The organism is Duganella sp. BJB1802 (assembly GCF_013369445.1).
Taxonomy (GTDB): Bacteria; Pseudomonadota; Gammaproteobacteria; order Burkholderiales; family Burkholderiaceae_D; genus Rugamonas; species Rugamonas vulcania_A.
Window position 1 is genome coordinate 294,115 of record NZ_JABWEF010000003.1, and the last position, 20,339, is coordinate 314,453.

The following is a 20,339-nucleotide window of genomic DNA, read 5'->3' on the forward strand; positions in this document are numbered from 1 at the left end:
TTCGCTAGTACATGCGGCCGGGATTGAAGATCCCCGCCGGATCGAAAGAGTGCTTGAGCCGCTCGTGGATCTTCGCCACGGCCGGCGCCAATGGATGGAACACGCCGACGCTCTTGTCGCCGCCGCGGAACAGCGTGGCGTGGCCGCCGGCCGCCGCCACGGCGCGGCGTATGCCGGCGGCTTGTTCGGCGTCGGCGGATTCCACCTTGAGCCAGCGCTGCGCCCCGCCCCACTCGATCAGCTGTTCACCGCGCAGGATGATGGCGCTGGCCGCCGGCGGCACCGACAGCCGCCACAAGGCGCCGCCGTCGAAATGGCCGTGGGTCTGGTCGCGCAATGAGGTCCAGAACGCCGCGTCGTCCGGCAGCGGCGCGCCGCCCAGCTTGCGCTGCGCCGCTTCAACCGCCGCCTCGGCGCCGGACAGGCGCAGCGTCAGCACGCCCTGATGCCAGCAACTGGCCGATATCGGCAGCGGCTGGCCGGCCCATTCGTTCAGATGGCGCAGCGCCTCGATCTCGCTCATCTCGAAGCCCAGGCTGGCCTCGCGCAGCGGCACCGGCAGCACCTTGAGCGACACCTCCAGTACCAATCCCAACGTGCCGAGCGAACCGGCCAGCAGGCGCGAGACATCGTAGCCCGCCACGTTCTTCATCACCTGGCCGCCGAAGCGCAGCGCCTCGCCATGGCCGTCCATCAGCACCGCGCCGAGCACGAAGTCGCGCACCGCGCCGGCGCTGGCCCTGCGCGGACCGGACAAGGCGCTGGCCACCACGCCGCCGATGGTCGACGCGTCACCGTGGCGCGGCGGCTCGAACGCCAGCATCTGATGGTGCTGGGCCAGCAGCGCTTCGATCTCCGCCAGCGGCGTGCCGCAGCGGGCGGTGATCACCAATTCGGTCGGCTCGTAGGAAACCACGCCGGCGTAGGCGCGCGTGTCGAACACCTCGCCGTCCAGCGATTGGCCGTACCAGTCCTTGGTGCCGCCGCCGCGCAGGCGCAGCGGCGTGCCGGCGTCCTTGGCGACGCGTATGCGTTCGCTGAACTGCTCGGCGATGTGGGAATACGATTCGGTCGTCATGTCGCTCCGTTCAAAAACGCGGCAGATGGGAGAACGGCAGCATGCCGCCGCTGACGCGCATCTTGCCGAATTCGGCGCAGCGGTTCAGCGTGGGGATGGCCTTGTCGGGATTGAGCAGGCCGGCCGGATCGAAGGCGCGCTTGACCGAAAAGAAGGCGTCCAGCTCCGCCGGTGCGAACTGCGCGCACATCGAATTGATCTTCTCGATGCCGACGCCATGCTCGCCGGTGATGGTGCCGCCCACTTCCACGCACAGCGCCAGGATCTCGGCGCCGAAGGCCTCGGCGCGCTCGAATTCGTCGGGGATGTTGGCGTTGAACAGGATCAGCGGATGCAGGTTGCCGTCGCCGGCGTGGAACACGTTGGCGCAGCGCAGGCCATACTTGGTCTCCATCTGCGCGATCCCCTCCAGCACTTGGCCCAGGCGCTTGCGCGGGATGGTGCCGTCCATGCAGTAGTAGTCGGGCGAGATGCGGCCCGCCGCCGGGAAGGCGTTCTTGCGGCCGGACCAGAACTTGAGCCGCTCCGCCTCCGACTGCGACACCGCGATGGCGCTGGCGCCGGCCGTGTTCAGCACCGCCGACATGCGGGCGATTTCCTCCTCCACTTCCTCGACGGTGCCGTCGGCCTCGCACAGCAGGATGGCGGCGGCCTCGGTGTCGTAGCCCGCCTTGACGAACGGTTCGACCATGCGCGACGAGGTCTGGTCCATCATCTCCAGCCCGGCCGGGATGATGCCGGCCGCGATCAGCGCCGCCACCGCGTGGCAGCCCGCCGTCACCTCGTCGAACGAGGCCATGATCACGCGCGCGGTGGCCGGCTTGGGCACCAGCTTGACCGTCACCTCGGTGACGATGCCCAGCATGCCCTCGGAGCCGATGAACACCGACAGCAGGTCCAGCCCCGGCGCGTCGAGCGACTCACCGCCCAACTCCACCACGTCGCCGTCCATCGTCACCATGCGTACGCGCAGCACGTTGTGCACCGTCAGGCCGTATTTGAGGCAGTGCACGCCGCCGGAGTTCTCGGCCACGTTGCCGCCGATGGTGCAGGCGATCTGCGACGACGGATCGGGCGCGTAGTACAGGCCATGCTGCGCCGCCGCCTCCGAGATCGCCAGGTTGCGCACGCCCGGCTGCACCACGGCGGTCCGCGAGTAGGCGTCCAGGCGCACGATGCGGTTCAGGCGCGCGGTCGACAGCACCACGCCGTCGGCGATCGGCATGGCGCCGCCGGACAGGCCGGTGCCGGCGCCGCGCGGCACGATGGGTACATTCATCTCGCGGCACACCCGCAGCACGGCGGCGACCTGCGCCTCGCTGTCGGGCAGCACGACGATCATCGGCAGCTGGCGGTAGGCGGCCAGGCCGTCGCATTCGTAGGGCCGGGTGTCTTCCGGCGCGGACAGGATGGCGCGGGCGGGCAGCGCTTGCTGCAAGGCCGCGGCGACCTGCGCGCGGCGGGCGGCGATATCGGCCGGAGCGGATGTGGCAATGTTCATGGAGCGGGCACCTGGAAGCACATGGTTATGCATCGATTGTAAGCACAAACGTCCCGCAAGGCGAAATACCCGATTAAACTGTTGTATTCTTCCGGGCGCGACTCATCCACTTTTAGGAATCCATATGGGCAATCGACTCTCCAAAATCGCCACCCGCACCGGCGACGGCGGCACCACCGGCCTCGGTGACGGCAGCCGCACCGACAAGGACAGCGTGCGTATCCACTCGATCGGCGAAGTCGACGAGCTGAACTCGCACATCGGCCTGCTGCTGTGCGAAGACATGCCGGCCGAGCTGCGCGAAGAGCTGGTCACTATCCAGCACGACCTGTTCGACCTGGGCGGCGAGTTGTGCATCCCCGGCTACCAGATGATCACCGAGGCGCACGTCGAGCGGCTCGACGCGCTGCTGGCCAAGTACAACGCCACCCTGCCGGCGCTGACGGAGTTCATCCTGCCGGCCGGCTCGCGCGCGGCCTCGCAGGCGCACGTGTGCCGCACCGTGTGCCGCCGCGCCGAACGCGCCATCGTCACGCTGGGCAAGGCCGAGACCATCCACGAGCATCCGCGCCAGTATGTGAACCGCTTGTCGGACTTGATGTTTGTGCTGTCGCGGGTGTTGAACCGCTACGCCGGCGGCAGCGACGTGCTGTGGCAGCACGAGCGCAAGCGCGGCTAAGGATCAGCGGTCCGACTGGAACAGCAGCGCCATGCCCTTGGCCATGCTGAGGCGCGAGGCGCTGGCCGGATAGGCGCTGGACACCAGCGCCATCTGGTCGCCGTCGGACAGCTTGCGGTAAAAGCCGACCATGTCGGCGGCCGGCCAGCCCGCGCGGTGCGCCAGCACCATGCCCAATTGGTCCGCCTCGGACTCCTGCATGCTCGATAGCTTGGATAGCCGGATCTGCACCGACAGGTCGCTCTCCAGGCGCTCCATCACCACCTCCAGCGGCACCACCGGATAGCGGTTCAGGAATAGCGCCTCCGACAAGGTTTCGCGGTGATGCTCGGCCACCGCGTGGGCGATTTCGTGGCCCAGCAAGGTGGCCAGTTCACCATCGCTCAACGCCAGCTGGCGCACGAAGGCGCTGCCCACCAGGATTTTGCCGCCGGCCATGCAGATGGCGTCGACTTCGGCATCGCTGGTGGTATGGAACTCCCACTCCCATCCGGCCACTTCCGGCTTCAGCGCCACGGCGGCGCGGACCAGGCCCGCGCCGATCGATTGCAGCCGCGCCAGCAGTACGCGGTCGTCATCGAGCCGCCCGTCAGCCGCCAGGCCCACCACGCGGTCGATATAGCGGTCCTCGACCGTGCTGGCCACTTCCTCGGCGCTGTAGCGCATTTCCTGCGCCCGGCCCGATTCCGGCACCTGCGCGCCCGCCATACCGCAGGCGAACAACAAACCAGAAAAAAAGCAGGCAGCATGCATGGCGATATAAACCAAATAAACTGTTTATACCAAGATAGGATGCGCCGTCACGATAGGCAAGAAAAAAGCCGCCCGAAGGCGGCTTTGAGCATAACAGCAACGGTCTTTAGCCGTTGTTGACCACCAGGCGCGGCTCGGCGGCGGCGTGGCGTTGCTTGATCGAGGCGGTGATGCCGGCGCCGTCCAGTCCCACGCTGGCGAGCAGCTTGGCCGGGTCGCCGTGGTCGATGAATTTGTCCGGCAGGCCGAGCATTTGCAGCGGCTTGACGATGCCTTCGGCGGCCAGCGCCTCGGCCACGGCGGCGCCCGCGCCACCCATGATGCAACCCTCTTCCACCGTCACCAGGTAATCGTGTTCGGCGGCCATCCGCTTGACCAGTTCGACGTCGAGCGGTTTGACGAAGCGCATGTTGACGACCGTGGCGTCCAGGGTTTCGCCGGCGGCCAGCGCCGGCGCCACCATCGAGCCGAAGGCCAGGATGGCGATCTTCTGGCCCCGGCGCCGGATCTCGCCCTTGCCGATTTCGATCGTGGTCAGCTCCGGCTTGATCGCCACGCCGGCGCCTGCGCCGCGTGGATAGCGGATCGCCGCAGGTCCCTGGTACTGGTAGCCGGTGGTGAGCATCTGGCGGCATTCATTCTCGTCCGAGGCGGCCATGACCACCATGTTCGGGATGCAGCGCAGGTAGGCCATGTCGTAGTTGCCGGCGTGGGTGGCGCCGTCCGCGCCCACCAGGCCCGCGCGGTCCAGCGCGAACGTCACATCCAGGTTTTGCAGCGCCACGTCGTGGATCAACTGGTCGTAGCCGCGCTGCAGGAAGGTGGAGTAGATCGCCACCACCGGCTTCAGGCCTTCGCAGGCCAGGCCGGCGCCGAAGGTCACGGCGTGCTGCTCGGCGATGCCGACGTCGAAGTAACGATCCGGGAACTTCTGCTCGAAGCCGACCATGCCCGAGCCTTCGCGCATGGCGGGCGTGATGCCGACCAGGCGCTTGTCGGCGGCGGCCATGTCGCACAGCCAGTTGCCGAATACTTCGGTGTAGGAGACCTTGCCCGACGCCACGGCCGGCTTGAAGCCTTCGGCCGGGTTGAACTTGCCCGGACCGTGGTACAGCACCGGGTCGGCCTCGGCCAGCTTGTAGCCCTGGCCCTTCTTGGTCACCACGTGCAGGAACTGCGGCCCCTTGAGGTGCTTGATGTTCTGCAGCGTCGGGATCAGCGATTCCAGATCGTGGCCGTCGATCGGGCCGATGTAGTTGAAGCCGAATTCCTCGAACATGGTGGCCGGAACCACCATGCCCTTGGCGTGTTCCTCCAGCCGCTTGGCCAGCTCCAGCACGGGGCCGGGCAGCACGGACTTGCCGACGTTCTTGGCGGCGGCGTAGAACTGGCCCGACATCAAACGCGCCAGGTAGCGGTTCAGCGCCCCCACCGGCGGCGAGATCGACATGTCGTTGTCGTTCAGGATCACCAGCAGATTGACGTCTTCCTGCACGCCGGCGTTGTTGAGCGCCTCGAAGGCCATGCCGGCCGTCATCGAGCCGTCGCCGATGACGGCGATGGCGTGGCGGTGCTCGCCCTTGATCTTGGCCGCCTGCGCCATGCCCAGCGCCGCCGAGATCGAGGTCGACGAGTGCGCGGTGCCGAAGGTGTCGTACTCGCTTTCGTCGCGCTTGGGGAAGCCGGAGATGCCGCCCAGCTGGCGCAGCGTGTTCATGCGCTCGCGGCGGCCGGTGAGGATCTTGTGCGAATAGGTCTGGTGGCCCACGTCCCAGACGATGCGGTCGTGCGGCGTGTTGAACACGTAGTGCAGCGCCACGGTCAGCTCGACCGTGCCGAGGTTGGACGACAAATGGCCGCCGGTCTTCGAGACCGAATCGAGCAGGTAGCTGCGCAGTTCATGCGCGAGCGGCGTCAGTTGGGTGCGCGACAGCTTGCGCACGTCCGCCGGGGAATCTATGTTTTCGAGCAATTTCATTTATGCCTTCCGCTGCACGATCAAATCCGCGAGTTCGCGTAACCGCAGAGCTTTTTCTCCAAACGGCGCGAGCGCTGCGTGCGCGTCGAGCCGCAATGTTTCCGCCAGCGCGCGCGATGGCTCCAGACCCAGGATGGACACATAGGTCGGCTTGTTGTCGGCGGCGTCCTTGCCGGCCGTCTTGCCCAGCGTGGCCGAATCGGCCGTGGCGTCGAGCACGTCGTCCACCACCTGGAAGGCCAGGCCGATGGCGCGCGCGTAGGTGTCCAGCGCTTGCAGCTCGGCCGCGTCCAGATCCTTGCCGGCCAGCGCGCCCAGCACCACGGCGGCGCGCAGCAGCGCGCCGGTTTTGAGCTGGTGCATCTGCTCCAGCTGTTCCAGCGTCAGGCTCAGGCCCACGCTGTCGAGATCGATCGCCTGGCCGCCGCACATGCCGGCCGAGCCGGACGCGTGCGCCAGCAGGCGCAGCATCGCCACCTGGCGCGGCGCGGGGATGGTGTCGGCCTCGGCCAGCACCAGGAAGGCCTGCGATTGCAGCGCGTCGCCCACCAACAGCGCGGTCGCCTCGTCGTAGGCCACGTGCACCGTCGGCTTGCCGCGGCGCAGTTCGTCGTCGTCCATGCACGGCATGTCGTCGTGCACCAGCGAGTAGGCGTGGATCATTTCCACGGCGGCGGCGGCGCGGCTCAGGATGGCCGCGTCGGCGCCGAACAGCGCGCCGGCCGCGTACACCAGCAGCGGGCGCACACGCTTGCCGCCGCCCAGCAGCGCGTAGCGCATCGCCGCGTGCAGCTTGTCTGGAGCCGCAGCGGCGGCGGGCAGCGAAGTGGGCAAATAAGCGGATAAATCGTTTTCCGATGCCGCCTGCACGGTCTTCATCCAGTCGTCGAAGGCGCCGTTCATAGTTCGGCCTCGCCGGCTTCCGCGAACGGCTTGAGCATGTCGCCTTCCAGCACCTTGACCTGGGATTCCACCTTCTCCAGCTGGACGGCGCAGAATTTCACCAGCTCCGAGCCGCGCGCGTAGGCGGCCACCGAGGCTTCCAGCGGCAGTTGGCCTGCCTCCATTTGTGCAACCAGCTGCGCCAGTTCCGCCATCGCTTCTTCGAACGAGGCGGGGGCGGTGGTCGCGTCGGCAGTTAATTTCTTAGACATAGTCACTCAGGTAAAAACACGTGCCAGCGCAGTGTAGCCCGTTATTTTAGAACAAACCACCTTATCCGGTGGAACTATAGCGGCACTGCCGACGGCGGAAACTATGGATTTTATCGCAATCGTCACCATATCCCGCACAATCATGTAATTTTCACCATGTTTTGCGCGAAAAACGAGCACATCCGGTCGTCTGACCGGGGCGAAACACGGTATAATCGCCGGTTCTGTCCGAAATACCATTTTCAACAACTTTGAATTCAGGTCTTTACGGATTCTGTCTCTCTTTGGTTTGATGTACATATTAAGGGGGGTTGGGATGTCCGATCTGGCTACCCACGCCAAGCTGGCGCGTTCAAACGCGCAACTTCCGGTTGACGTCTATTTTGACGAAGCGCTGTTGCAGCGCGAAATGCAGCAATTATTCCAGGCCGGCCCGCGCTACATCGGGCACGAGCTGATGGTGCCGAACGTCGGCGACTTCGCGACCCTCGTCTCTGAAGACGAAGGGCGTATGCTGGTGCGCAACGCCAATGGCCTGGAGGTGCTCTCCAACGTCTGCCGCCACCGCCAGGCGCTGATGTTCAATGGGCGCGGCAACGCCAACAACATTGTCTGTCCGCTGCACCGCTGGACCTACGACCTCAAGGGCGAGTTGATCGGTGCGCCGCACTTCCCGGAGACGCCCTGCCTGAACCTGCCCAAGACCCGGCTGCAAAGCTGGAACGGCCTGCTGTTCGAGCAGAACGGCTACGACGTCATGGACAAGCTCAAGGAGCTGTCGGTGACCAAGGACCTGGATTTCTCCGGCTATATGTTCGACCACGTCGAGGTCCACAACTGCGACTACAACTGGAAGACTTTCATTGAAGTCTACCTGGAGGACTACCACGTCGAGCCTTTCCATCCGGGCCTGGGCGGCTTCGTCAGCTGCGACGACCTGCGCTGGGAATTCGGCCGCGACTACAGCGTGCAGACCGTCGGCGTCAACAAGGGCTTGCGCAAGTCCGGCTCCGAGATCTACAAGCGCTGGCAGGAGCAGGTGCTCAAGTTCCGCGGCGGCGAACCGCCACCGTACGGCGCGATCTGGCTGACGCTGTATCCGAACATCATGGTCGAGTGGTATCCGCATGTGCTGATCGTCTCGACCCTGTGGCCGGACGGCCCGCAGCGCACCAAGAACGTGGTGGAGTTCTACTACCCCGAGGAGATCGTGCTGTTCGAGCGCGAGTTCATCGAGGCCGAGCGCGCCGCCTACATGGAAACCTGCGTCGAGGACGACGAGATCGGCCAGCGCATGGACGCCGGCCGCAAGGCCCTGATGAAGCGCGGCACCACCGACGCCGGCCCCTACCAGTCGCCGATGGAAGACGGCATGCAGCACTTCCACGAGTGGTACCGGGCCAATATCGATCTCTAGGAAGCAGATGCAGTCACTTTGGATGTTGTTCGCCAGTTTCATGTTCGCCGCGATGGGGGTGTGCGTGAAGCTGGCCTCGGAGCAGTTCTCCACATCCGAAATCGTCATGTATCGCGGCGTGGTCGGCGTGGTCGTGCTGTTCATCGCCATCAAGCTGCAAGGCGGAAAATTCACCACCAGCATGCCTGGCGCCCACCTGTGGCGCGGGCTGGTCGGCGTGGTGTCGCTGTGGCTATGGTTCTACGCCATCGCCAAGCTGCCGCTGGCCACCGCCATGACCCTCAACTACATGGCGCCGATCTGGATCGCCGTGTGGCTGTTCGCGATCGGCTGGTGGCATGCCAAAAACCAGGTCAGGTGGCCGCTGCTGGCGGCGGTCGGCATGAGCTTTGTCGGCGTCACGCTGCTGCTGCAGCCGGCCTTCCATTCCAATCAACTGACGCCGGCGCTGATCGCGCTCACCTCCAGCGTGCTGTCGGCCATGGCCTACCTGCAGGTGCGCAAGCTGGGACTGGCGGGCGAGCCCGAGAACCGCGTGGTGTTCTACTTCGCGATCATGAACCTGGTGGCCGGCATCGCAGGCAATTACGCGCAGGGCGGCGGCCAGGGCGCCGTGTGGCATCCGATCACCAGCGTGCACGGCGGCCTGCTGTTGCTGGGCATCGGCATCTGCGCCACCAGCGCGCAGATCGCCATGACGCGCGCCTATCGCCTCGGGCAGACGCTGGTGGTGGCCAATCTGCAGTACACCGGCATTGTGTTTTCCAGCGTGTGGGGCGTGCTGGTGTTCGGCGACGTGTTCAGCTGGCACAGCTGGGCGGGCATCGTCGTGATCCTGGTGTCCGGCGTGGCCACAACGTTTTACAATACGCGTAACACCGAGCGCGGTAAGGCCATCGCCGTTACCGACCCCATAGCCAGCGAAGTCTAAGGAAACCCGGAACATGCACACCACTCTGATCAGCGCCACCGACCTTTCCCAGCATTTGACCGACGACAATTGGGTGATACTCGATTGCCGTCACGACCTGATGAATCCGAACGCGGGCCGCGACGGTTTCGCCATCGGCCATATCCAGAACGCGCAGTTCGCCAACATCGATACGGATCTGTCGGGCGCCAAGGTGGGCGCGGACGGCAAGTTCCACGGCCGCCATCCGCTGCCGGAGCGCGCGGCGCTGATCGAGACCTTGCGCGGCTGGGGCATCAACGACGACACGCAGGTGGTGGCGTATGACGCGCACGGCGGCATGTTCGCGGCGCGCCTGTGGTGGCTGCTGCGCTGGGTGGGGCATCCGGCGGTGGCGGTGCTGGACGGCGGCCTGGCCGCCTGGCAGGCGCAGGGCTTGCCGATGGTGACGCCGGTCGTTGCGCGCGCACGCGGCGCCATCGCCGAGCGGGCGTCGCTGGTGCCGACGGTGTCGGTGGAGGACGTGGTGGCCAATCTGGCCACGCAGGCGCGCACCGTGGTCGACGCGCGCGCGGCCGACCGCTATCGCGGCGAGAACGAGACCATCGATCCGGTCGGCGGCCATATTCCGGGCGCGAAGAACCGCTTCTTCAAGGACAACCTGAACGCCGACGGCCGCTTCAAGGGCGCCGCGCAGCTGAGGGAGGAATGGGCGCCGCTGTTCGCCAGCGCGCCGCAGGCGATCATGCAATGCGGCTCGGGCGTGACGGCCTGCCACAACCTGCTGGCACTGGAAGTGGCCGGCCTGTCCGGCGCCGCGCTCTACCCCGGCTCCTGGAGCGAATGGTGCGCCGACCCGGCCCGGCCGGTGGCGACTGGCGCTTAACCCTTGCGCCTTTGGCGCGCCCACCGCGTGACCACGATCTCGCCTCGATGGACACGATAGTCGACCGTATGACCAGTCTTCGGGATCGGAAATCGGCGCGTATCGCGCCTGTCGGTAGGCGTGCCAATGCCTGGCTGAGCCACGATCACATCCAAGGCATTCTGCAATCGCTGCAGGACAAGTTCGCCCGCCGAAACATCTTGAGCCTTAATGTGTGCGATGGCTTCATCGAGCGATTTGCGTGCCGTCGATGACCAGCGTATTTCCGGCTTAGCCGGTTTTACGCTTGGGTTTGACATGGGCTTCCAAGATACGTCGAGCCTGCGCCATAACCTCGTCGTGCGGGATGGTTCGGCCGGCCGCAATGTCCGCATCCGCGTCCAGGTCAGCCTGTATGCTCTCCTCTACATCGTCGAATCCATATTGCCAAACTTCTGGCCAAAGATTTTCTGCGGTCACTTGAGCCAGGGCGGCCAAGCGTTCCAGGCGCGCGCGGTCGGCGGCGGACAGCGCCGCCAATGCTTCAGCTTGCTTTTTTTGTCTGGAGTTCATCCCGCTATGATACTCCCGGCGCCGCCTGGTGCACGGGGCGCCGGGTTGAGCGGCGTCAGTGGCCTTGGGTCAGGACCAGCACGATGGCGACGCCCAGCGCGATCAACAGAACTTGGGGAATGGTTTCCCGCAGCGTGGCGCGGCGCTGCATCTGCGGCATCAGGTCGCTGACGGCGATGTAGATGAAGCCCGACGACGCGAACACCAGCACATACGGGATCAGGCTGCTGGCGCGGTCCAGCGTGTAGTAGCCCAGCAGGCCGCCGGCGATGGCCAACAGGCTGCACAGCAGGTTGTAGACATAGGCCCGCGTGCGCGAGAAGCCGGCGTTGAGCAGCACGATGAAGTCGCCGATCTCCTGCGGTATCTCGTGCGCGATGATAGCCAGCCCCGTCACCAGCCCCAGCTCGGGATTGGCCAGGAAGGCCGCCGCGATCAGGATGCCGTCGGTGAAGTTGTGCATGCCGTCGCCGACCAGGATCATCCAGCCGGCCTTGCCCGCCTCGCGCTTGTCGTGGCCGTGGTGGTGGTGGTGGCCGTCGCCCTCGTGGTGGTGCGAATGGCGCAGGATCGCCATCTTCTCCAGCAGGAAGAAGGCCAGCAGCCCGCCCAGCAGCGTGCCGAACAGGCTGCGCGCGCTGGCCTGCGATTCGAACGCTTCGGGCAGGGCGTGCAGCAGCGAGGTCGACAGCATGATGCCCACCGACAGGCTAACCATGCGCTCCACCACCTTCGACAGCAGCGTAAACGAGAACACCGCGGCAGCGGTGATGCTGACGACGCCGGCAACCGTGGTGGCCAGTAGGATGGAGATGAGTACGGGATCGATGTTATAGCCTCTTGTAGCAGGGACCGTGCCGCTGCACGCGGGCCGGGGCGTTATTTTACCGCCCAGCCCGGTTTCGTGCTCATCTTTGGCCAAATGGCCGGTAAATCAGGGTCAGGACACGCCGTTCTGCTTGAACCACGCCAGCGCGCGGCCCCAGCCATCCTTGGCGTCCGCCTCGACGTAGCTGGGGCGGTAGTCGGCGTTGAAGGCGTGGCCGGAGTTCGGGTAGACCACGAAGGTCGACTTGTTCGCCCCCTTGGCCAGCGCCGCCTTCATGGCCGCGATCGAGTCCTGGGTGATGCCCGTGTCCTTCAGGCCGTACAGGCCGAGCACCGGCACCGTCAGAGATCCAGCGATATCAATTGGATGCCTGGGAGTCACCGGATTGCTCTCGCCCACCAGGCGGCCATACCAGGCCACGCCGGCCTTGATGCTGGGATTGTGCGCGGCGTACAGCCAGGTGATGCGGCCGCCCCAGCAGAAGCCGGTGATGCCGATCTTGTCGCCGTTGCCGCCGTTGGCTTTGGCCCAAGCCACGGTCGCGTCCAGGTCGGCCATCACTTGCGCGTCCGGCGTCTTGGAGATGATGTCGCGTTGCAGTTCGGCGATCGAGGCGGCCTTTTGCGGGTCGCCTTGGCGCACGAACAGGTCGGGCGCCAGCGCCAGGTAGCCCTGCTTGGCGAAGCGGCGGGCGACGTCGGCGATGTGCTCGTGCACGCCGAAGATCTCCGACACCACCAGAACCACCGGCAGGTTGGCCTTGCCTTCGGGCTGGGCGCGGTACACCGGCACCTGCACGCCGTCCACCGTCAGGGTGATGGTGCCGGCGGTCAGGCCGGCGGTGTCGGTCTTGATGACGTTCTGCGCCACCACCGGCATGGCGGCGGCCGCGAAGCCGGTACCCAGCGCCACCTTCAGGAAGTCGCGGCGGTCGACGCCGTCCGACAGACTGGTCTTGGTCAGCAAACTCTCTGCATCCTGCCTCAAATCATCCATGCGATTCCTCCGATAGTAGTTAGCGGAAGCACATTCTCAATGTGCTTCCTCCCAGTTCTTGCCCACGCCGACTTCGGCGGTCAGCGGAACCTTCAGCTCCGCCACGCCGGCCATCAGCTTCGGCAGCATTTCCTTGACCAGCGACAGTTCCGCGTCCGGCACTTCCAGCACCAGTTCGTCGTGCACCTGCATGATCATCTTGGTCTGCAGCTTATCCTTTTCCAACCAATCCTGCACCGCCACCATGGCCAGCTTGATCAAATCGGCCGCCGTGCCCTGCATCGGCGCGTTGATCGCGGCGCGCTCGGCGCCCTGGCGGCGCGGGCCGTTCGGCGAATTGATCTCGGGCAGCCACAGGCGGCGGCCGAACACGGTCTCCACGTAGCCGCGCGCCTTGGCCTGCAGGCGCGTGTCGTCCATGTACTGCTTGACGCCCGAGAAGCGCGCGAAGTAGCGGTCGATATAGCTCTGCGCCGCGCCGCGCTCGATGCCCAGGTTGCCGGCCAGGCCGAAGGCGCTCATGCCGTAGATCAGGCCGAAGTTGATCACCTTGGCGTAGCGGCGCTGTTCGCTGCTGACCTCCTCCGGCGGCACGCCGAAGATCTCGGCGGCGGTGGCGCGGTGGATGTCCACGCCGTCGGCGAAGGCGCGCAGCATGTTCTCGTCCTCCGAGATGTGGGCCATGATGCGCAGCTCGATCTGCGAATAGTCGGCCGAGACGATGTGGCTGCCCGGCGGCGCGATGAAGGCTTCGCGGATGCGGCGGCCTTCCTTGGTGCGGATCGGGATGTTCTGCAGGTTGGGGTCGTTGGAGGCCAGGCGTCCCGTTACCGCCACCGCCTGCGCGTAGTTGGTGTGGACGCGGCCGGTGTCCTGGTTGATCCCCTTGGGCAGCTTGTCGGTGTAGGTCGACTTCAGCTTGGACAGGCTGCGGTATTCCAGCAGCACTTTCGGCAGCGGATAGTCCTCGGCCAGCTTCTGCAGCACCTCCTCGTCGGTGGACGGGGCGCCGCTCGGGGTCTTCTTCACCACCGGCAGCTTGAGCTTCTCGAAGAAGATCTCGCCAATCTGCTTGGGCGAACCGAGGTTGAAGGGCTGCTCGGCCAGCTCGTGCGCCTTGGCCTCCAGCTCGGCGATGCGCGCGCCCAGCTCGGCCGACTGGATGTTGAGCAGCTCGGCGTCGATGTGCACGCCGTTGCGCTCGATCTTTTGCAGCACCACGGCGGTCGGCAGCTCGATGTTGCGGTAGATGAAGTTGAGCTTGGCGTCGTTCTCCACCTCGCCGATCATCGCCTGGTGCAGGCGCAGCGTGATGTCGGCGTCCTCCGCCGCGTATTCGGTGGCGCGGCCGATCTCCACCTTGTCGAAGGTGATCATGCTGGCGCCCTTGCCGCACACGTCCACGAACGGGATGGTGGTGTGGTTCAGGTGGCGCAGCGCCAGACTGTCCATGTCGTGCGTGCGGTGCGATTCGAACACGTACGATTCGAGCAGCGTGTCGTGCTGGATGCCTTGCAGCTTCACGCCGTGGTTGGCGAAGATGTGGCTGTCGTACTTCAGGTTCTGGCCGACCTTGAGCTTGGTGGCGTCCTCCAGCCATGGCTTCAGTTTGGCCAGCACGTGCTCGCGCGACAGTTGCTCGGGCACGCCCTGGTAGCTGTGTGCAACCGGGATGTAGCAGGCCACGCCCGGCTCCACCGACAGCGAGATGCCGACCATCTGCGCCGTCATCGGCTCCAGCGAGGTGGTTTCGGTGTCGACCGCGGTCAGCTTGGCGGCGTCGATCAGGGCGATCCACTTGTCCAGCTGTTCATCGGTCAGCACGGTTTCGTAGTTGGTGCTGAGCTTGGGCGCTTCGCCGAACATGTCCATGTTGGCGGAGACGGCGCCGCCGGCGGCCGGTTCGGCGGCTGCGGCCTTGCCAGGTGCGCCGACCGGCGCCGATGGCGTGCCCAGCTCGCGCAGCAGCGTCTTGAAGCCGTACTTGCCGAAGAAGGCCAGCAAGGTTTCCTTGTCCTCGCCGCGCGCCACCAGCGATTCGCTGATCGTCGCCATGTGTTCGGACAGGTCGCAGTCCAGCTTCACGGTGATCAGCTCGCGGCCCTTCGGCAGCCATTCCAGCGCGCTGCGCAGGTTCTCGCCGACCGCGCCGGTGATCTTTTCCGCGTTGGCGATCACGCCGTCCAGCGAGTCGTAGGCTGACAGCCACTTGAGCGCGGTCTTCGGGCCGCACTTGGACACGCCCGGCACGTTGTCGACCGTGTCGCCGATCAAGGTCAGGTAGTCGATGATGCGGTTGGGCGGCACGCCGAACTTGGCCAGCACGCCCGCCTCGTCCATTTTCTCGTTGGTCATGGTGTTGATCAGCATGACCTTGTCGTTGACCAGCTGGGCCAGGTCCTTGTCGCCGGTGGACACCACCACGTTCATGCCGGCCTGCGCCGCCTGCACCGACAGCGTGCCGATGACGTCGTCCGCCTCCACGCCCTCGACCATCAGGATCGGCCAGCCCATGGCCTTGACCGCCTCGTGGATGGGTTCGATCTGCAGGCGCAGGTCGTCCGGCATCGAGGCGCGCGTGGCCTTGTACTCGGGATACATGTCGTCGCGGAAAGTCTTGCCCTTGGCGTCGAACACGCAGGCGATATAGGCGGCCGGATAGTCGGCGCGCAAACGGCGCAACATGTTGACCATGCCGTGCATGGCGCCGGTCGGATAGCCATCCGGGCTGCGCAGGTCGGGCAGCGCGTGGAAGGCGCGGTAGAGGTAACTGGAACCGTCAACTAACAGCAGGGTATTTTGCATAGACACTAGATATGGGTGGGGGCGGCGCGCAACAATGTCGGCCAGGCCATGGATGGCGCATTATCGCAGGTTTTGGCCGGGTTTCGCCCGCCCGCCACGGTCTTTTCAAATTAACAATACAGGGAAAACGGCTTTTAAAAACAGCGAAGCGTGTCTGTTTGTTACAATGGATCATACATAAAATTTTGACGGTTTTTCACCGCCGTTTTTCACCTCTAAGGCGATTCATCATGACGCGCACCTCTACCCTCTGGCCTGCCCTCCTCCTGACGCTCAGCGCCCACACGGCGTTTGCCCAGTCGACTCCGAGCCAGGCGCCGCCAAAACTGGAAAAAATAGAGGAAGTGGCGGACGATCCGATCACGGTGACGGCCAAGCCGGCGCCGGAACACAAGATCACCGAAAAACGCGACAACAGCGGCCAAGTGGTGGAAGCGACCGTCAAAAGCGGTCCAAGCACCTACACGCTGAAGCCGAACCGCCCGGCCGGCACCGCCCTACCCGGCGATGCGATGGGGGGCGCCAACCGCGGCCCGCAATGGACCGTGATGGAATTCGACATCGGCAAGAAAAAGAAAAAGACCACGGAAGAAGACGGCTCGACGGACACCACCGCGCCGCCCGCCGTGAAATAACGCGCGCCCGCCCTGCGCGGGCGTCCCCCGGCGCCCGCCCCGACGGCGGCGCCGCTCACCGAACCTCATCAAGTTTTCTCATGGCAGTGTTTACCCCGGTCAGCCTGGATGACCTTACCCCGTGGATCAAGCAGTTTCCCCTCGGCCAGCCATTGGCGCTCAAAGGCATCGCCAGCGGCATTGAAAACAGCAACTTCTTCCTGACGACGGAGCGCGGCGAGTTCGTGCTGACGATCTTCGAGATTCTGTCCTTCGAACAGTTGCCGTTCTACCTCAAGTTGATGCACCACCTGGCCGACCGCGGCGTGCTGGTGCCGGCGCCCATCGGCAACGACCAGGGCGAGCTGATCGTCGCCCTGCATGGCAAGCCGGCGTCCATCGTCACCAAGCTCGAAGGCAAGTCGCAGATGGATCCGCAGCCGGTGCATTGCGCCGCCGTCGGCGCCATGCTGGCGCGCATGCACCTGGCGGCGGTCGACTATCCGCTGGCGCAGCCCAATCTGCGCGGCCTGGACTGGTGGAACGAGACCACGCCGCACGTGCTGCCCTTCCTGGACGACAGCTGCGCCCACCTGCTGCGCGCCGAGATGCACTTCCAGGAAGCGTTCGCGGCCTGCGACACCTACCGCCTGCTGCAGCGCGGCCCGGTGCATGCCGACCTGTTCCGCAACAACGTCATGTTCGACGGCGAGCGCCTGACCGGCTTCTTCGACTTCTACTTCGCCGGCTGCGACACCTGGCTGTTCGACGTGGCGGTCACGGTCAACGACTGGTGCATCGATCTCGACACCGGCGTGCTGGACACGGCCCGCGTGCGCGCCATGCTCGACGCCTACCACGCCGTGCGCCCGTTCACCGACGCCGAGCAGACCGCCTGGCAGCCGATGCTGCGGGCGGCGGCGCTGCGCTTCTGGCTGTCGCGCCTGTACGACTTCCACCAGCCGCGCGAGGCGGAGATGCTGACGCCGCACGATCCGACCCACTTCGAGCGCATCCTGCGCGAGCGCATCGCCACGCCGGCGCCGGGACTGCGCGGATGAGCCGACTTCCCGCACGCACCGGCTGGCACTGGGTCAAGCAGGCCATGCAGCTGTTCCGCAAGCAGCCGGGTGCGCTGATGGCGCTGTTCTTCTGCTGCATGTTCCTGTCGCTGTTCTCGCTGGTGGTGCCCTTCCTCGGCTCGGTGGCGCCGACCTTGCTGGCGCCGATGTTCACCATTGCCCTGCTGCAAGCCTGCGCCGACGTCGACCACGACAAGCGCGCGCTGCCGAACCTGGTGTTCAGCGGCTTCCGCAAGCCGGTGCGCAAGCCGCTGCTGGGGCTGGGCGTGCTGTACCTGCTGGTGATGCTGCTCGCGCTGGCGGTGCTGACCTTGCTGGACGACGGCGTGCTGATCAAGATGGCCACGCGCCAGATCCCGATGGACAAGGACTTGCTGGAGAATTCGCGCGGCGCGCTGTTCGTCTCGTCGGGGATCTACATGCTGGGCTGGATGCTCAGCAGCCTGGCCGCGCCGCTGATCTACTGGCAGAAGATGACCTTGGCCAAGGCGCTGTTCTTCAGCGTGGTGACGGTGTGCCGCGAGTTCAAGGCTTTTTTGATGGCGGCCGTGGTGCTGTTCCTGATGTTCCAGGTCGGCGCGGCGGTGCCGGTGCTGCTGCTGGACTCGGCGCAGCTGCAGGTGATGGTGATCTTCACCATCTTCCTGATGATGGTGGTGCTGATGCATTGCACGCTGTACGCCAGCTATCGCCAGTTCTTCGGCATGCCGGAGGCCAGCGCGCCGCCGGCGCCCGTACCGGGGGCATAAAGAAAGGCGGCCATGGCCGCCTTTCTTATCGACCGTCTCAGCGGCCCAGCCGCTCCAGCTTGGCGATGCTCAGGTCCAGCACCTTCATGCCGTGGCTGCCGAAGTTGATCTGCGCGCGGGCGTTGTTGCCGCTGCCCTCGATGTTGACGATCACCCCCTCGCCGAACTTGCCGTGCGCGACAGACTCGCCGATGCGCCAGCCGCTGCCCGGCGACTTCTGCGCGATCTTCTGCGCGATCGCGTTGTCCGAGCCGACCAGCGGCGCCTCGTCCCAGGCCGACTTCTTGTTGGCGAACCAGTGCGACTGCACCTTGGGCGAGAGCCACTTCAGCGACTCCTCCGGCAGCTCGTCGAAGAAGCGCGACTTCATGTTGTAGCGGGTCTGGCCGTGCAGCATGCGCGTCTGCGCGAAGCACATGTAGAGGCGCTGGCGCGCGCGCGTGATCGCCACGTACATCAGGCGGCGCTCCTCCTCCACCCCGTCGTGCTCGCGCGAGCTACTCTCGTGCGGGAACAAGCCCTCCTCCAGTCCGGTGATGAAGACGTTGTTGAACTCCAGCCCCTTGGCCGAATGCACCGTCATCATCTGCACGGCTTCCTGGCCGGCGGTGGCCTGGTTGTCGCCGGCCTCCAGCGAGGCGTGCGACAGGAAGGCCGACAGCGGCGACATCACGGTCGGCAGCGCGGCGTCGGCGTCGAGGATCTCGAAGCCGTCCTCGTTGACGATGGGCGCGCCGGCCTGAGCCTGCGCCTGCGGGCCCAGGTGGGCGGGCGCGCCCTGGCCGAAACCTTCCTCGGACACGAACTGCGTGGCCGCGCTGACCATCTGCTCCAAGTTCTCGATGCGGTCGGCGCCTTCTTTTTCGGTCTGGTAGTGGGTCAGCAGGCCGGAGGTCTCCAGCACCACCCGCACCAGTTCGGGCAGGGCCATCTGCTGCGTTTCAAAGCGCGCGCCCTCGATCAGCTTGACGAAGCCGCCCAGCGACGAGCCGGCCTTGCCCGCCACGTAGGGCACGGCGGCGTACAGCGAAATATGGTGCTGGTCGGCGGCCGCCTGCAGCGCCTCGATCGAACGCAGGCCGATGCCGCGTGTCGGGAAGTTCACCACGCGCAGGAAGGCCGAATCGTTGTGCGGATTGTCCATCAGCTGCAGGTAGGCGATCGCGTGCTTGACCTCGGCGCGCTGGAAGTAGCGCAGGCCGCCGTACACGTGGTATGGAATGCCGGCCGAGAACAGCGCATGCTCGATCACGCGCGACTGCGCATTGGAGCGGTACAGCACGGCGATCTCGCTGCGGGCGGCGCCGTCGGCGATCAGGTTCTTGGTTTCCTCGATGATCCACTGCGCCTCGGCCAAGTCGGAGCTGGCCTCGTACACGCGCACCTGTTCGCCGTGGCCGGCGTCGGTGCGCAGGTTCTTGCCCAGGCGCTTGCTGTTGTTGGCGATCAGCACGTTGGCGGCGTCCAGGATGTGGCCGTGGGAGCGGTAGTTCTGCTCCAGCTTGATCAGGTTCTGCACCTTGAACTCGCGCTCGAAGGCGCTCATGTTGCCGACGTTGGCGCCGCGGAAGGCGTAGATGCTCTGGTCGTCGTCGCCGACGGCGAACAGCGCGCTGCCGCCGTCGCGCTCGCCGTGGCCGGCCAGCAGCTTGAGCCACTTGTATTGCAGGTCGTTGGTGTCCTGGAACTCGTCGACCAGGATGTGCTTGAAGCGCTGCTGGTAGTGCTCGCGCAGCGGCTGGTTACGGCTGAGCAGCTCGTAGGTGCGCAGCAGCAGCTCGGCGAAGTCGACCACGCCTTCGCGCTGGCACTGGTCGTCGTACAGCTGGTAGAGCTCGCACTTCTTGCGCTCGTCAGCGTTGTAGGGTTCGATCTTGTCGGCGCGCAGGCCCTGGTCCTTGGCGCCGTTGATGAAGTACATCACCTCCTTCGGCGGGAACTTCTCGTCGTCGATATTGTTGGCCTTGATCAGGCGCTTGATGGCCGACAGCTGGTCCTGGCTATCGAGGATCTGGAAAGTCTGCGGCAGCGCGGCGTCGCGGTGATGGGTGCGCAGCAGGCGGTTGCACAGGCCGTGGAAGGTGCCGATCCACATGCCGCGCGTATTAATCGGCAACATCGCCGACAAACGCGTCATCATTTCCTTGGCGGCCTTGTTGGTGAAGGTCACGGCCAGGATGCCGGACGGCGAGACTTGCCCCGTCTGGATCAGCCAGGCGATGCGGGTGGTCAGGACGCGGGTTTTGCCGGAGCCGGCGCCCGCCAGGATCAGGGCGCTTTGTGCCGGCAGGGTCACGGCGGCGAGTTGTTCGTCGTTGAGGTTGTGAAGAAGATTGTGCATCCCGTGATTATACCG

Annotated in this window: 19 protein-coding genes; 7 read left to right on the forward strand and 12 right to left on the reverse strand. The window is 65.5% G+C overall.

Going from position 1 to position 20,339, the window contains the following annotated elements; genetic code table 11:
* Positions 1-4: 4 nt before the first annotated feature.
* Together glcE and HUX88_RS06760 are read right to left on the reverse strand one after the other, a co-directional pair.
* On the reverse strand, positions 5-1,078 hold the full coding sequence (glcE, locus tag HUX88_RS06755) for a glycolate oxidase subunit GlcE (protein ID WP_176361249.1): 1,074 nt from the start codon (positions 1,076-1,078) through the stop codon (positions 5-7).
* A gap of 10 nt (positions 1,079-1,088) precedes the next feature.
* Entirely contained in the window at positions 1,089-2,579 is a 1,491-nt protein-coding gene (locus HUX88_RS06760) for an FAD-linked oxidase C-terminal domain-containing protein (RefSeq protein ID WP_176361250.1), read from the reverse strand.
* 124 nt (positions 2,580-2,703) lie between these two features.
* Between HUX88_RS06760 and HUX88_RS06765 the strand changes: the two genes are divergently transcribed.
* Complete coding sequence (locus tag HUX88_RS06765; protein ID WP_117012940.1) at positions 2,704-3,258, forward strand: cob(I)yrinic acid a,c-diamide adenosyltransferase; 555 nt, start codon at positions 2,704-2,706, stop codon at positions 3,256-3,258.
* Between the two features lie 3 nt (positions 3,259-3,261).
* Here the strand turns inward: HUX88_RS06765 and HUX88_RS06770 are convergent, their stop codons facing one another.
* From HUX88_RS06770 to HUX88_RS06785, 4 genes are all read right to left on the reverse strand, one after another.
* A complete protein-coding gene (locus HUX88_RS06770) occupies positions 3,262-3,984 on the reverse strand; it encodes a M48 family metalloprotease (RefSeq protein ID WP_229213533.1) in 723 nt (240 codons plus the stop codon).
* Positions 3,985-4,117: 133 nt separating this feature from the next.
* On the reverse strand, positions 4,118-5,989 hold the full coding sequence (gene dxs, locus HUX88_RS06775; protein WP_176361252.1) for a 1-deoxy-D-xylulose-5-phosphate synthase: 1,872 nt from the start codon (positions 5,987-5,989) through the stop codon (positions 4,118-4,120).
* Positions 5,990-6,892: a polyprenyl synthetase family protein gene (locus tag HUX88_RS06780; RefSeq protein ID WP_176361253.1), complete on the reverse strand. Its 903-nt coding sequence runs from the start codon at positions 6,890-6,892 to the stop codon at positions 5,990-5,992.
* Positions 6,889-7,143, reverse strand: a complete 255-nt coding sequence (locus HUX88_RS06785; protein ID WP_117012936.1) for an exodeoxyribonuclease VII small subunit — start codon at positions 7,141-7,143, stop codon at positions 6,889-6,891. Before HUX88_RS06785 ends, HUX88_RS06780 begins: the two co-directional genes overlap by 4 nt.
* A gap of 316 nt (positions 7,144-7,459) precedes the next feature.
* Between HUX88_RS06785 and HUX88_RS06790 the strand changes: the two genes are divergently transcribed.
* The 3 genes from HUX88_RS06790 to HUX88_RS06800 are packed head-to-tail and all read left to right on the forward strand — an operon-like array spanning position 7,460 to position 10,356.
* Positions 7,460-8,560: an aromatic ring-hydroxylating dioxygenase subunit alpha gene (locus HUX88_RS06790; protein ID WP_161088150.1), complete on the forward strand. Its 1,101-nt coding sequence runs from the start codon at positions 7,460-7,462 to the stop codon at positions 8,558-8,560.
* 7 nt (positions 8,561-8,567) lie between these two features.
* A complete protein-coding gene (locus tag HUX88_RS06795) occupies positions 8,568-9,491 on the forward strand; it encodes a DMT family transporter (protein ID WP_176361254.1) in 924 nt (307 codons plus the stop codon).
* 13 nt (positions 9,492-9,504) lie between these two features.
* Positions 9,505-10,356 carry a sulfurtransferase gene (locus tag HUX88_RS06800; protein ID WP_176361255.1) on the forward strand — a complete coding sequence of 284 codons (852 nt, stop codon included), beginning with the start codon at positions 9,505-9,507 and terminating at the stop codon, positions 10,354-10,356.
* Here the strand turns inward: HUX88_RS06800 and HUX88_RS06805 are convergent.
* The 5 genes from HUX88_RS06805 to polA all read right to left on the reverse strand — a co-directional run bounded on the left by HUX88_RS06805 (position 10,353) and on the right by polA (position 15,538).
* A complete protein-coding gene (locus tag HUX88_RS06805; protein WP_176361256.1) occupies positions 10,353-10,655 on the reverse strand; it encodes a type II toxin-antitoxin system RelE/ParE family toxin in 303 nt (100 codons plus the stop codon). The two genes, HUX88_RS06800 and HUX88_RS06805, sit on opposite strands and share 4 nt — an antisense overlap.
* A complete protein-coding gene (locus tag HUX88_RS06810) occupies positions 10,627-10,908 on the reverse strand; it encodes a hypothetical protein (protein ID WP_176361257.1) in 282 nt (93 codons plus the stop codon). Before HUX88_RS06810 ends, HUX88_RS06805 begins: the two co-directional genes overlap by 29 nt.
* A gap of 55 nt (positions 10,909-10,963) precedes the next feature.
* A complete protein-coding gene (locus tag HUX88_RS06815) occupies positions 10,964-11,716 on the reverse strand; it encodes a ZIP family metal transporter (RefSeq protein ID WP_176361372.1) in 753 nt (250 codons plus the stop codon).
* A 132-nt stretch (positions 11,717-11,848) separates the two neighbouring features.
* Positions 11,849-12,733, reverse strand: coding sequence for a dienelactone hydrolase family protein (locus HUX88_RS06820; protein ID WP_176361258.1), 885 nt, complete (start codon positions 12,731-12,733; stop codon positions 11,849-11,851).
* Between the two features lie 36 nt (positions 12,734-12,769).
* The gene (polA, locus tag HUX88_RS06825; RefSeq protein ID WP_176361259.1) at positions 12,770-15,538 is read right to left on the reverse strand and encodes a DNA polymerase I; all 2,769 of its coding nucleotides are present in this window, start codon (positions 15,536-15,538) and stop codon (positions 12,770-12,772) included.
* A gap of 230 nt (positions 15,539-15,768) precedes the next feature.
* Here polA and HUX88_RS06830 point away from each other — a divergent pair, with 230 nt between their 5' ends.
* The 3 genes from HUX88_RS06830 to HUX88_RS06840 all read left to right on the forward strand — a co-directional run bounded on the left by HUX88_RS06830 (position 15,769) and on the right by HUX88_RS06840 (position 17,983).
* Positions 15,769-16,173 (forward strand): hypothetical protein, encoded by a 405-nt coding sequence (locus HUX88_RS06830; RefSeq protein ID WP_117012929.1) that lies wholly within the window; start codon positions 15,769-15,771, stop codon positions 16,171-16,173.
* An 80-nt stretch (positions 16,174-16,253) separates the two neighbouring features.
* The gene (locus tag HUX88_RS06835) at positions 16,254-17,213 is read left to right on the forward strand and encodes a homoserine kinase (protein ID WP_176361260.1); all 960 of its coding nucleotides are present in this window, start codon (positions 16,254-16,256) and stop codon (positions 17,211-17,213) included.
* Complete coding sequence (locus HUX88_RS06840; RefSeq protein ID WP_176361261.1) at positions 17,210-17,983, forward strand: BPSS1780 family membrane protein; 774 nt, start codon at positions 17,210-17,212, stop codon at positions 17,981-17,983. The genes HUX88_RS06835 and HUX88_RS06840 overlap by 4 nt, the downstream gene beginning before the upstream one ends.
* Before the next feature lie 37 nt (positions 17,984-18,020).
* Here the strand turns inward: HUX88_RS06840 and HUX88_RS06845 are convergent, their stop codons facing one another.
* A complete protein-coding gene (locus HUX88_RS06845; protein WP_176361262.1) occupies positions 18,021-20,324 on the reverse strand; it encodes a UvrD-helicase domain-containing protein in 2,304 nt (767 codons plus the stop codon).
* Positions 20,325-20,339 lie beyond the last annotated feature (15 nt).